The organism is Actinomadura gamaensis (genome assembly GCF_042652125.1).
GTDB classification, from domain to species: Bacteria; Actinomycetota; Actinomycetes; order Streptosporangiales; family Streptosporangiaceae; genus Spirillospora; species Spirillospora gamaensis.
Genome location: NZ_JBHSIT010000005.1, coordinates 317,945 through 330,865, shown reverse-complemented (window position 1 = coordinate 330,865; position 12,921 = coordinate 317,945). Strand labels below are relative to the sequence as shown.

At 72.8% G+C, this 12,921-nt stretch carries 9 protein-coding genes; 5 read left to right on the top strand and 4 right to left on the bottom strand.

Annotated features, from left to right (window positions below):
* Window positions 1-239 precede the first annotated feature (239 nt).
* Entirely contained in the window at window positions 240-1,322 is a 1,083-nt protein-coding gene (locus ACFPCY_RS19215) for a site-2 protease family protein (protein ID WP_378256994.1), read from the bottom strand.
* Window positions 1,323-1,862: 540 nt separating this feature from the next.
* On the opposite strand from ACFPCY_RS19215, the gene ACFPCY_RS19210 reads away from it, so the two are divergent.
* The 5 genes from ACFPCY_RS19210 to ACFPCY_RS19190 all read left to right on the top strand — a co-directional run bounded on the left by ACFPCY_RS19210 (window position 1,863) and on the right by ACFPCY_RS19190 (window position 9,211).
* Window positions 1,863-2,933 (top strand): RecB family exonuclease, encoded by a 1,071-nt coding sequence (locus tag ACFPCY_RS19210; RefSeq protein WP_378256992.1) that lies wholly within the window; start codon window positions 1,863-1,865, stop codon window positions 2,931-2,933.
* A 328-nt stretch (window positions 2,934-3,261) separates the two neighbouring features.
* Window positions 3,262-4,440, top strand: coding sequence for a sensor histidine kinase (locus ACFPCY_RS19205; protein ID WP_378256990.1), 1,179 nt, complete (start codon window positions 3,262-3,264; stop codon window positions 4,438-4,440).
* A gap of 304 nt (window positions 4,441-4,744) precedes the next feature.
* Window positions 4,745-5,425 (top strand): response regulator, encoded by a 681-nt coding sequence (locus tag ACFPCY_RS19200; protein ID WP_378256988.1) that lies wholly within the window; start codon window positions 4,745-4,747, stop codon window positions 5,423-5,425.
* A 484-nt stretch (window positions 5,426-5,909) separates the two neighbouring features.
* Window positions 5,910-6,704, top strand: a complete 795-nt coding sequence (locus ACFPCY_RS19195; RefSeq protein WP_378256986.1) for an ABC transporter ATP-binding protein — start codon at window positions 5,910-5,912, stop codon at window positions 6,702-6,704.
* Between the two features lie 11 nt (window positions 6,705-6,715).
* Window positions 6,716-9,211 carry an ABC transporter permease gene (locus tag ACFPCY_RS19190; RefSeq protein WP_378256984.1) on the top strand — a complete coding sequence of 832 codons (2,496 nt, stop codon included), beginning with the start codon at window positions 6,716-6,718 and terminating at the stop codon, window positions 9,209-9,211.
* Window positions 9,212-9,567: 356 nt separating this feature from the next.
* Here the strand turns inward: ACFPCY_RS19190 and ACFPCY_RS19185 are convergent, their stop codons facing one another.
* The 3 genes from ACFPCY_RS19185 to ACFPCY_RS19175 form a co-directional block, all read right to left on the bottom strand.
* Entirely contained in the window at window positions 9,568-10,635 is a 1,068-nt protein-coding gene (locus ACFPCY_RS19185) for an ABC transporter ATP-binding protein (RefSeq protein WP_378257519.1), read from the bottom strand.
* Between the two features lie 148 nt (window positions 10,636-10,783).
* A complete protein-coding gene (locus tag ACFPCY_RS19180; protein WP_378256982.1) occupies window positions 10,784-11,875 on the bottom strand; it encodes an ABC transporter ATP-binding protein in 1,092 nt (363 codons plus the stop codon).
* Window positions 11,875-12,888 (bottom strand): ABC transporter permease, encoded by a 1,014-nt coding sequence (locus tag ACFPCY_RS19175; RefSeq protein WP_378256980.1) that lies wholly within the window; start codon window positions 12,886-12,888, stop codon window positions 11,875-11,877. The genes ACFPCY_RS19180 and ACFPCY_RS19175 overlap by 1 nt, the downstream gene beginning before the upstream one ends.
* Window positions 12,889-12,921 lie beyond the last annotated feature (33 nt).

The window sequence follows — 12,921 nt, the reverse complement described above, 5'->3', positions numbered from 1 at the left end:
AGGCGACGGCGCGCGGCAGGCGGGGCGCGCGGCGCGCGGGCGCGTTACGGGCATGCGCGCCGTGCGACGGCGCGCGGGCGCGTTGGAGACAGGCGCGCGAGGCGACGGCGCGCGGCAGGCGGGGCGCGTTGCGGGCAGGCGCACGGGACGAGGGGCGCGTTGCGGCATGCGTGCGGGGCGACGGCGGGCGGGCGGGCGCCGCGGCGGCGCGCAGGGGGCGGGCGCGGGTTGGGGGCGGGTCAGATGCCGGCGAAGGCGCGGTCGACGTCGGAGATGGCGAGGACGCCGAAGACGCCGCCGTCCGGTTCTACGAGGAGGTACTCGGTGGCGGGGGCGCGGCGCAGGGCGTTGAGGAGGTCCTCGCCGGTGAGGTCGGCGGGGAGGGCGAGGTCGGGTTCGAGGCCGCGGGAGAGGTCGCCGACGCTGACCCAGGGGCGGCGCTGTTCGGGGGTGGCGGTGACGGCCTTCTCGCTGACGAGGCCGAGGGGGCGGCCGTCGTGGTCGGTGACGACGAGCGCGCCGGAGCGGGCCTCGTGCGCGCGGCGGACGGCTTCGGCGAGGGGGGTGTCGGCGGTGACGAGGGTGGCGCGGCGGGCGAGACGGCGGGCGGACAGCAGCGGGATGCGGTCGCGGACGCGTTCGGCGCGCAGGGCGTGGGTGGCGCCGATCCAGATGGTGGAGGCGACCATGGCGGACCAGAGGAGGGCGAGCCAGCCGAAGCCGCGTCCGGGCAGGGTCGCGAGCCAGACGCCGGTGAGCAGGCACGCGACGGCGACGCCGCGGCCGATCCAGGCGGCGGCGACCGCGCCGCTGCGGGAGTGGCCGGTGATCTTCCAGACGGCGGCGCGGACGAGGCGCCCGCCGTCCAGGGGCAGGCCGGGCAGCAGGTTGAACACGCCGACCAGGAGGTTGGCGATGGTGAGGGCGTCGATGAGCAGGCTCGCGACGGGCGGCGTCGGGAGCAGGTAGTGGGCGGCGATGCCGGCGGCGGCGAGGACGAAGTTGACGAGCGGCCCGGCGAAGGCGATGAGGAACTCGCGGCCGGGGGTGGGGGCCTCGCGTTCGATGGAGGTCTCGCCGCCGAGGATGTTGAGGGTGACCGACCGGACGGGCAGGCCGAGGCGGCGGGCGGTGACGGCGTGGCTGAGTTCGTGGACGAACACCGATCCGTACAGCAGCAGCGCGTAGGTGAACGCGACGAGGTAGCTGGCGGGGCGTCCGATGGCGTCGTTGACCTGGCCTTCGAACATGATGGTGACGAGCAGGGCGATGGGGAACCAGCTCGGCGAGACGAAGACGGGCACGCCGAACGGGCGTCCCATGGGGATTCCGGGCGGTCGCGTCCCGGACGGCCCGCCCGGGGACCCGCCCTGAGTGCCGCTCGAGGACCCGCCGGGGGAAGCGCCCGAAGTCCCGCTCGGAGATCCGCTCGGAGATCCGCTCGAGGTCCCGCTCGGGGATGCGCCCAGAGTTCCGCTCGGGGACTCGCCGGACGGTTCGCCTCCCGAGGGGCCGGGGCCGTCCGAGGGGCCGGGGCCGTCCGAGGGGCCGGGGCCGTCCGAGGGGCCGGTGGGGGTGGGGTGGCCGGAAGGGGTGGACGGCGCGTCCGCGGGCTCGGGGCCGCCGGACGGCTCGGGGTTGCCGCCTGACGTGGCGCCGGTGGGGCGGCCGTCGGGGCGTCCGGAGCCGGTGGGGCCGTCGGTCACGGGTGCGCTGTCTGTCACGTTGTCGATGCTACGGCCCCGAGGTGGGGGTTTCGCTCTCCCGGCCCGTCCGGGAGGTGCCGGGGAGCGACGGCCTGGGGCGGGGGGCGCGGTGGCGGGTGCGGGATTTCGTCGGCGGGGTCGCCTACCCTGCTGGGCATGACGACGACCGGGACCGGCAGTGATGCGGCGAACGCGGCGGGGGCGGTGAGCGCGGCGGAACCGGCGGAGATGGCAGGGCGGACCGATCCGAAGGCGGCGGCCGGGCCGATCGACGCGAAGGCGGCCGGGCCGGTCGAGCCGAAGGCAGGCGGGTCGGTCGAGCCGAAGGCGGCCGGGCCGACCGAGGCGAAGGCGGCCGGGGCGGTCGATCCGGAGGTGACCGGGTCGCTGTCGCCGTCGCGGGCGGGAGATTTCATGACCTGTCCGCTGCTGTACCGCTTCCGGGTGATCGACCGGATTCCGGAGAAGCCGAGTCCGGCGGCGGTGCGCGGGACGCTGGTGCACGCGGTGCTGGAGCGGCTGTACGACATTCCGACGGCGGAGCGGACGCCGGCGGCGGCGTTGCGGCTGCTGGGGCCGGAGTGGGAGCGGCTGTGCGCCGAGGAGCCGGAGCTGGCGAAGCTGTTCGAGGCCGACGCGGCGGGTGACGCCGAGCGGGAGGGCTGGCTGGCCGAGGCGCGGCGGATGGTGGAGTCGTACTTCTCGCTGGAGGATCCGCGCCGGCTGGAGCCCGCCGAGCGGGAGCTGTTCGTGGAGACGGTGCTCGAGTCGGGGCTGCGGTTGCGCGGGTACATCGACCGGGTGGACGTCGCGCCGACCGGTGAGGTCCGGATCGTGGACTACAAGACGGGGTCGGCGCCGCGCGCGGACTTCGAGGCGCGGGCGCTTTTCCAGATGAAGTTCTACGCGCTGGTGATGTGGCGGTTGCGGGGTGAGGTGCCGCGGCTGCTGCAGCTGATGTACCTGGGGAACGGCGAGGTGCTGCGGTACGCGCCGGACGAGGCGGATCTGCGGGCGACGCAGCGAAAGGTCGAGGCGTTGTGGCTGGCGATCCGGCGGGCGACGGAGTCGGGTGAGTGGCGTCCGCGTCCGTCGCGGCTGTGCGACTGGTGCGATCACAAGCAGCGGTGTCCGGAGTTCGGCGGGACGCCGCCGCCGCTGCCGACGGTGCCGGTGAGGCGGGACGCGGTCGTCCCCGAGCCCGCTCCGGGACTCGACGACCTCTAGGCCCGCAAGGCCGCGGCCAGGACCGGTAGGCCCGCGAGGCCGGGGCCAGGGCCCGGCCAGAGCCGGACCGAGGCCGAGCCAGGGCCGGACCGGGGCCGGACCGGGGCCAGGGCCGACCTTGCTCTGAGGACGACGGCTGGTCCGGTTCGTGGTGGTTCGGGGCGGGCGCGCCGAGGCGGTGCGCCCGGACGGTGTAGGCGCGGGACGAGGCCCTCCTTCTTGGGGAGGAGTGCGTTTCCCCGCTCAGGAGGGCATCGCACCTGGCGCGACCTCCTAGGGTTGAGGCGTGTCACCCCGCATCCGTGGTCTTCGCACGTTCCGTGCCTGGTTGGCGGCGCGGCCGCAGGCGGCCGACGCCGTGCTGGCGCTCGCGCTGCTGGCGGTGGGGTTGCCGGAGCTGTTCCTGTCGCACCGGTCGGCGGAGGAGGTGCGGTACTTCGCCGCTCCGGACGTCCGGCAGGCGGTGCTGGTGTCGGCGGTGACGTTGACTCTGGCGCTGCGGCAGCGGTTCCCGCTGGCGACGCTGTGGATCGTGCTGGCCGGGGAGTGCCTGCTGTCGGCGTGGAAGTACGTGCCGTCGATCCCGGATCTGGTGGCGTTCCTGGTCGCGGTGTACAGCGTGGCGGCGCACCGGGCGCTGGCGCACAGCGCGCTCGGCGGGATGGTGGCGCTGGCGGGTTTCAACGCGCTGATGATCGTCTTCCCGATCCGTCCGACGCTGCTGAACTTCCTGACCAACAACGCGCTGGTCGTCGGGGTGTGGGTGCTGGGCCGCAACCTGCGGATGCGGCGGGCGTACTTCGCCGAGCTGGAGGACCGGGCGGCGCGGCTGGAGCGGGCGCGGGGGTCGGACGCGCGGGCGGCGCGGATCGAGGAGCGGTCGCGGATCGCGCGGGAGCTGCACGATGTGGTGGCGCACCACGTGAGCGTGATGACGGTGCAGGCGGGCGCGGCGCGGCGGATCATCGACCGGGATCCGGGGGGCGCGCGGGAGGCGATGTCCACGATCGAGGAGGTCGGCCGGACGGCGCTGAGCGAGATGCGGCGGATCGTCGGCGTCCTGCGGACCGACCGGGACGAGCAGGCGGCGCGGGGCGAGCTGGCGCCGCAGCCGGGCCTCGGCGACCTGGGCGAGCTGCTGGATCATGTGCGCGAGACGGGACTGTCGGTGCAGCTGTGGATCGAGGGCGAGGCGCGGACGCCGTCGCCGGGGGTGGACGTGGCGGCGTTCCGGCTGATCCAGGAGGCGCTGACGAACACGCTGAAGCACGCGGGCCCGCAGGCGCGGGCGTGGGTGCGGCTGCGGTACACCGCCGAGGACCTGACGGTCGAGATCGAGGACGACGGGCGGGGCACCGCGACGATCGTGGCGGACAACGGGGACAAGCCGGGGCACGGCCTGGTCGGGATGTACGAGCGGGTGGCGCTGTACGGGGGCGAGCTGCGGATCGGGCCGCGGGTCGGCGGCGGCTTCGGGGTGCGGGCCCGGTTTCCGCTCTCGGCCTGAGGCCGAGCAGGACGAGCGGGCCGAGCGGGCCGAGCGGGCCAAGCGGAACGGGCGGGTGAACGGGACAAGCAAGGCGAGCGGGCCGAGCAGGACGAGCGGGCCGAGCAGGGCTGGACAGGCAGGTCGATGGTGGAGGGGCAGGGGCGATGAGCGGCGCGGTGGCGTGCCCGGCGGGCGGTCCGGTCCGGGCGGCGGTGAGCTGGGCGGACGGCCCGGCCCGGACGGTCGTGGCCGTCCGGTGCGGGGAGCGGCGTAGGGTGGCCGGTGGATCGTGGAATGCGTGGACGGACGGGACGGTGGCGGCTTGAGCACGGTGCGGGTGCTGCTGGTGGACGACCAGCCGCTGCTGCGGACGGGGTTCCGGCTCATCCTGGAGGCCGAGCCCGACCTGGCGGTGGTCGGCGAGGCGGGCGACGGCGCGGCGGCGGTGGAGCTGACGCGGTCGCTGCTGCCGGACGTGGTGCTGATGGACATCCGGATGCCGGGTGTGGACGGGATCGAGGCGACCCGGCGGATCATCCGGGACGGGGCGGCGTCGCACGACCCGAAGGTGCTGATCCTGACGACGTTCGATCTCGACGAGTACGTGATCGAGGCGGTGCGGGCCGGGGCGAGCGGGTTCCTGCTGAAGGACTCGCCGCCGGAGGACCTGGTGCAGGCGATCCGGATCGTCGCGGCCGGGGACGCGATCGTCGCGCCGAGCGTGACGCGGCGGCTGCTGGACCGGTTCGCGACGCGGCTGCCGGCGGTGCGGGACGCGGCTCCCCCGCCGGGCCTGGACACGCTGACGGAGCGGGAGCGCGAGGTGCTGGCGCACGTGGCGCGGGGGCAGTCGAACGCAGAGATCGCCGCCGACCTGGTGGTGAGCGAGACGACGGTGAAGACGCACGTGGGGAACGTGCTGGCGAAGCTCGGGCTGCGGGACCGGGTGCAGGCGGTGGTGTACGCCTACGAGACGGGGCTGAGCCGTCCGGGCCAGCAGTAGCCGAACCGCTCCCCCGATCCGACTGCCGCCACCGGCCGCGCGCACCAACCGCGCCACCAACCAAGTGCCACCCACCAAGCGCCACCGGCCGGACGTGGCGGTCGGCTGCCTGCTGCGATCTACCGCGTGCCGGCGGCTGCGTGCTACCGGTCGTACCGGAGTGGTAGCGGTGGGTGGTGGACCGAGGTGGTAGCCCGTCCGGGGCGGCCGCGGTGGTTCGCGCTTCCGGCAGGTGTCCTTTTCGTCCGGCTGTGGCGTCCCTGATCGGTTTCCCGGAGAGGGCGTCAGGGGTGGCCTACTCCCAGCGGACGACGGCGCGCCGGGCTCTCCTGCCGTGGGTGGAGTCGAAAGTCCGTTCCCACGGGTCATCCGTCGCGACGCGCGGTCTTTTACTGTTTCGTGTGGGCCGGATCACCGTCGCCGGCGCCGGCCAGCGCAGACCGCAGAGGACCGCCTCCGCCGTCCGACTCAGAGGGAGTGTCACGTGACTGATTCCGCCCGCTCGACAAGCGACGCGGCACCCGCGCCCGGGGCGGGCGACTTCGCCGCGCGCGCCCACCGGATCTCGAAGGTGTACGGGTCGGGCGACGCCCGCGTGATCGCGCTGGACGGGGTGACGGTCGGGATCCCGCGCGGCCGGTTCACCGCGGTGATGGGTCCGTCGGGGTCGGGGAAGTCGACGCTGATGCACTGCATGGCGGGGCTGGACTCGGTGACCGACGGGGAGGTGTTCATCGGCGACACCGACCTGACGAAGCTGAAGGACAAGGCGCTGACGCGGCTGCGCCGCGACCAGATCGGGTTCATCTTCCAGGCGTTCAACCTGGTGCCGACGCTGACGGCGCTGGAGAACATCACGCTGCCGATGGACATCGCGGGCCGCCGTCCGGATCCGGACTGGCTGGACCGGGTGATCGACACGGTCGGGCTGCGGTCGCGGCTGAAGCACCGGCCGAGCGAGCTGTCGGGCGGCCAGCAGCAGCGGGTGGCGTGCGCGCGGGCGCTGGCGTCCCGCCCGGCGATCATCTTCGCGGACGAGCCGACCGGGAACCTGGACTCGCGGTCCGGCGCGGAGGTGCTGGGGTTCCTGCGCGACTCGGTGCGGGAGATGGGGCAGACGATCGTGATGGTGACCCATGACCCGTCCGCGGCGGCGTACGCCGACCAGGTGCTGTTCCTGAGCGACGGGCAGATCGTCGACACGATGCAGCAGCCGACGGCCGAGCGGGTCCTGGAGCGGATGAAGGGCTTCGAGCTGCCGGGGGTCTCGGCGCGATGAGTGCGGTTCCGATGGCACGGGTCACCCTGCGCAACCTCGCCGCGCACAAGATCCGGCTGGTGCTGACGGCGGTCGCGGTGATCCTCGGCGTGGCGTTCGTCGCGGGGACGCTGGTGTTCACCGACACGATGAACAAGCGGTTCGACGACCTGTTCGACCGGGTCGGGCAGAACGTGGCGGTGGACGTCCGGTCGGTGAAGGTCGTGGACTCCGGCGGTCCGGACGACTCGGCGCGGCCCCCCTTGCGGGAGTCGGTGCTGGCGACGGTGAAGAACGTCCCCGGCGTGAAGGACCCGGTCGGCACGGTCGACGGGTACGCGGCGCTGGTCGGCAAGAACGGGAAGGTCGTCGGGACGGGCCAGAACGGTCCCCCGCAGCTCGGCACGAACTGGACCGGCGACGGGATCGCGCGGCTGGCGTCGGGGCGTGCTCCGGCCGCGCCGGGCGAGGTCGTGGTCGACAAGGCGTCGGCGAAGAAGGCCGGGTACGCCATCGGTGACGGCGTGACGGTGCTGGTGAAGTCGGGGCCGCAGCGCGCGACGCTCGTCGGCACCGCCGACATCGGCGACATGATGGGCGCGACGCTGGTCGCGTTCGACACGACGACGGCGCAGCGGCTGCTGCTGAAGCCCGGCTACTACAGCGAGATCCGGATGGGCTCGACCGGCCCGGACGAGGCGACGCTGCGCGACCGGGTCGCCAAGGCGCTGCCGTCCGGGACGGAGGCGGTGACCGGCGCGAAGCTGCGCGACGAGAACAAGTCCGCGATCGCGTCGATCATGAGCTTCTTCCGGACGTTCCTGCTGGTGTTCGCGCTCATCTCGATCTTCGTCGGGGCGTTCATCATCTTCAACACGTTCTCGATGCTGGTCGCGCAGCGCACCCGCGAGCTGGCGCTGCTGCGCGCGATCGGCGCGGCCCGGGCGCAGGTGACGCGGGCGGTGATCGGCGAGGCGGTCGCGGTCGGGTTCGTCGGGTCGACGCTCGGGCTGCTCGCCGGGATCGGCCTGGCCGAGCTGCTCCAGTCGACGACCGGTTCGGGCGGGTCGCTGACGTTCACCGCGACGCCGGTGATCTGGTCGTACGCGGTCGGGATCGTCGTGACGGTCGTGTCGGCGTACTTCCCGGCGCGGCGCGCGGCGAAGGTCCCGCCGGTCGCGGCGATGCGCGACGACGTGGCGCTGCCGCAGCGGTCGATGCGGATCCGGCTGGGCGTCGGGTCGCTGCTGACGCTGGCGGGCGCGGCGCTGATGGGCCTCGGCCTGTTCGGGCACGTGTCGAACCCGGCGGTGCCGGTCGGCGCGGGCGCGTTCGCGGTGTTCCTCGGCGTGGCGCTGCTCGCCCCGGTGATCAGCAAGCCGGTGGTGCGGGTGCTGGGCTGGCCGTTCGCGCGGCTGCTGCGCACGCCGGGCCGGCTCGCGCGGCAGAACGCGCTGCGCAACCCGCGCCGGACCGCGGCGACGGCGTCCGCGCTGATGATCGGCCTGGCGCTGATCACGGCGGTGAACGTGCTCGGTTCGTCGATGCGGTCGTCGGTGGAGTCGCAGGTCGACAAGCAGTTCGGCGCCGACTACGTGATCGAGCCGACCGGCGGGGGCGGCCTGTCGCCCGAGCTGGTCGCGAAGGTGAAGAAGACCGACGGGGTCACGGCCGCGGGCGCGGTGTACGCGGGGAACGGGAAGGTCTCCGGCAAGCGCGTGGCGTACTCGGCGGGCGACACCGCCGAGATGCTGTCGGGCACCCGCGCGAAGGTCGTGGCCGGGTCGGCGGCGCTCCCCCGCGACGGCATGCTGGTGGACGAGGACACCGCCAAGCACAACGCCTGGTCGGTGGGGTCATCCGTGCCGATGCTCTTCCCGGACGGCAGGACCGAGACCCTGAAGATCGCGGGGATCTACGCCAAGAACGACTTCCTCGGCCCGCGCGTGATCTCCGAGGGCGCCTACCTGGCGCACACCGCGAACCCGTCCGTCGAGGTCATCATCGTGACCGCGCACAAGGCGGACGCGGCGACCAAGCACGCCCTGGAGCAGAGCCTGTCGGCGCGTCCCGACGTCAAGGTGCAGGACCAGGCGGGCCTCAAGGCCGACGCCCGCAAGCAGGTGGACGGGTTCGTCACGTTCCTGACGATCCTGCTGGTGATGTCGGTGATCATCGCGGCGGTCGGCGTCATCAACACCCTCGCCCTGTCGGTGATCGAGCGGACCCGCGAGATCGGGCTGCTCCGCGCGATCGGCATCAGCCGCCGGCAGCTGCGCCGCATGATCCGCGCCGAGTCGGTGGTGATCGCGGTGTTCGGCGCCGTCCTCGGGATCGGCATCGGCGTCGCGTTCGGCGCGGCGCTCCAGCACGCGCTGCGCAAGGAGGGCCTGAACGTGCTGAGCATCCCGGTCGGCACGCTGGTGACCTACCTGGTCGTCGCCGCGGTCATCGGCGTCCTCGCCGCCCTCTGGCCCGCCTGGCGCGCCGGCCGCATGGACGTCCTCAAGGCCATCTCCACCGAGTGACCCCCGACCCGACGACCGGATGACCCGCCCCGCCAACTGACGGCGGATAACGCACACGGCGGACGGCCCGGGAGGATCTCCTCCCGGGCCGTCCGCCGTCGCGCAACCCCGCGCCACTCCCCCGTAACCGCTGTTTCCCCCGTAACCGCTGCATCCCGCGCAGCCAATGCATCCGCCGTAATGCTGCTTCCCGTAGGCGCTGGTCTCTGGAGGTGTGCTTCCGGGGAGTGACGTCCTGCCCGGGGAGTTCGGGAAGGCGAACGGCCCGCGCGGACGGGGTCCGTGCGGGCCGTTCGGTCAGCGGCGCGTGCTCGGCGGGACGGGACGAGCTCCCGGTCGTCCCGTCCCGGCCGGGCTCAGTCGACCTCCGGGGAGACCGCGGCCTTGGCGACCACGTCGGTCTCCGACACCGTGGTGTTCTCCGGGAAGTGGCAGGCGGCCATGTGGCCGGGCGACAGCTCGACCAGCGGCGGCTCGACCTGCTTGCAGATGTCCTGCGCCTTCCAGCAGCGGGTGTGGAAGCGGCAGGCGGGCGGCGGGTCGAGCGGGCTCGGCACGTCGCCCTGCAGGCGGATCCGCTCCCGGCCCTCGCGCTGGGCGGGGTCGGGGATCGGCACCGCCGACAGCAGCGCGTTGGTGTAGGGGTGCATGGGACGCTCGTACAGGTCGTCCCGGTCGGCGATCTCGACGAGCTTGCCGAGGTACATGACCGCGACCCGGTCGGAGATGTGCCGGACGACCGACAGGTCGTGCGCGATCACCACGTAGGTGAGGTCGAGCTCGTCCTGGAGGTCCTCCAGCAGGTTCACGACCTGGGCCTGCACCGACACGTCCAGCGCCGACACCGGCTCGTCCGCGACGATCAGCTTCGGCTTGAGCGCCAGCGTGCGGGCGATGCCGATGCGCTGCCGCTGGCCGCCGGAGAACTCGTGCGGGTAGCGGTTGTAGTGCTCGGGGTTGAGCCCGACCAGCTCCAGCAGCTCCTGGACGGCCTTCTTGACGCCGTTCTCGGTCTGGATGTTCTGCAGCCGGAACGGGGCCCCGACGATCGCGCCGACCGTCTTGCGGGGGTTCAGCGACGAGTACGGGTCCTGGAAGATCATCTGGATGTCCCGCCGCAGCGGGCGCATCCGGCCCTGGGAGTACTTGGTGATGTCCTGGCCCTCGAACGTGATCTTGCCCGACGTCGAGTCCAGCAACTTCATGATCATCCGGCCGGTGGTGGTCTTGCCGCAGCCGGACTCCCCCACCAGGCCGAGCGTCTCGCCCTTGCGGACCGAGAAGCTCACCCCGTCGACCGCCTTGACGGTCGCGACCTGCCGGCGCAGCAGCCCGGCGGTCACCGGGAAGTGCTTGCGCAGGTCGGTCACTTCCAGGAGGGTCTCACCCGTCCGCCCGGCGCCGCCGGCGGAGGGCGAGGCCACGGTGTCCTCGGCGCCCGCCGGGCTCTGCGATGTGCTCACGATGTCTCCGCGATCTTGCTAGGGGGGAGCGGGTCCCCCGGGTGTGCGCCGGTCTCCACGGGCAGGGCACGCCGGGCCGGTCCGGCCACGGCGTGCGGCACGCGCGCGGTCACAGCTTCGGCCGGATCTCGTCGGTGAAGATCTGCCGCCGCCGGTCCGCGGGCAGGTGGCAGGCCACCAGGTGCCCGGCCGTGGTCTCCCGCAGCTCCGGACGCTCGGTGTTGCTGCGCCCGTCGGTCTGGTCGGCGTACGGGCAGCGCGGGTTGAACGCGCATCCCGACGGCAGGTTGATCAGGCTCGGCGGGGATCCGGGGATCGGCTGCAGCCGCTCGCTGCGGAGCCGGTCCAGCCGCGGCATGGAACCGAGCAGGCCCCAGGTGTAGGGGTGCTCGGGCGAGTGGAACACCTCGTTCGCGGTGCCCCGCTCGATGCAGCGGCCGCCGTACATGACCAGCACGTCGTCGCTCAGCTCCGCGGTCACGCCCAGGTCGTGGGTGATCATGATGATCGCGGAGTTGAACTCCTGCTGCAGGTCCCGGATGAGGTCCAGGATCTGCGCCTGCACGGTCACGTCCAGGGCGGTGGTCGGCTCGTCGGCGATGAGCAGCTCCGGGTCGCAGGACAGCGCCATCGCGATCATGGCGCGCTGCCGCATGCCGCCGGAGAACTGGTGCGGGTAGTCGTCCACCCGCTTGTCCGGCTTCGGGATGCCGACGCGGCCGAGCATGTCGATGGCGTGCTTGCGCGCCACCGACTTCGACACGTCGTTGTGCACCCGGTACGCCTCGATGATCTGCGCGCCGACGGTGTAGAAGGGGTGCATCGCCGACAGCGGATCCTGGAAGATCATCGCCATGTTCCGGCCGCGCAGCCGGCGCACCTGCTCCTCCGACGCCGACACCAGCTCGGTGCCGTCCAGCCAGATCTCGCCCGACACCCTGGCGTTGCGCCGGTTGTGCAGGCCGAGGATGCCGAGGCTGGTGACCGACTTGCCGGAGCCGGACTCGCCGACGATGCCGAGGGTCTTGCCCCGCTCCAGCTTGAACGACAGTCCGTCCACGGACTTGACCAGGCCGTCGTCGGTCGGGAAGTGGATCTTCAGGTCGCGCAGCTCGAGGAACGCCGTCGAGGGGGCGGACCCGGCCTGCACCTCCGCCGGGCCGCCGTTCAGGGTCTCGGCAGGACGCTTGGCGTCACTCATCAGCCCAGCCTCACTCTCGGGTCGATGACCGCGTACAGCAGGTCCACGACAAGGTTCGCCACCACGATGAACAGCGCGGCGACCAGGGTCACGCCGAGCACCACGGGCAGGTCGTTGCCGGTGATGCCGTCGATGGACAGCTGGCCGAGGCCCGGGATGCCGAAGGTGTGCTCGGTCAGCACCGCGCCGCCGAGCAGCAGGCCCAGGTCCATGCCGAAGATCGTGAGGATGGGGGTCAGGGTGGAGCGCAGCGCGTGCTTGGCGATGACCGTCCGCTCCGCCAGGCCCTTGGCGCGCGCGGTGCGGATGTAGTCCTCACCGAGGGTCTCGAGCATGCCGGCGCGGGTGAGCCGCGCGTACGTCGCCGCGTACAGGAACGCCAGCGTGATCCACGGGAGGACCAGCGAGCGGAACCACGTCGCGGGGTCCTGGGAGAACGGCACGTAGCTGCCGCCGCCCGGGAGCATGTCGAGCTTGTAGGAGAAGATCTGCATGGAGAGCAGGCCGGTGAAGTAGATCGGCAGCGACACGCCCGCCAGCGCGATCACCATCGCCGCGCGGTCCCAGATGCTGCCGCGCTTCAGCGCCGACAGCACGCCGGTCGCGACGCCCGACAGCAGCCAGATGATCGCGGCCCCGGCCGCCAGCGACAGGGTGGCGGGGGCGCGGTCCTCCAGCTGGGGCAGGACGGCCTGGTTGTTCTTGAACGAATAGCCGAAGCACGGCGCGGAGCAGTGCTCCTTGGACGGGCCGTTGTTGAAGTCCTGGCCCGCGACGACGCTCTGGACCCACTTGCCGTACTGCACCCAGATCGGCTTGTCCAGGTTGAGCCGGTGCTTGGTCTGCGCGATGGCCTCGGCCGTCGGGGCCTTGCCGACGAAGGAGGCGGCCAACTGGTCGTTGGTCTGCCCGACGAGCTTCGGGATGCCGAAGAAGATGCCGAACACCACCACGCTGACGATCACCAGCATGATGACGGCCCCGATGAGGCGCCTGATGAGATATGCGAACACTATGCGCGGCATCGCCCGCCGACCGGAGTTGAC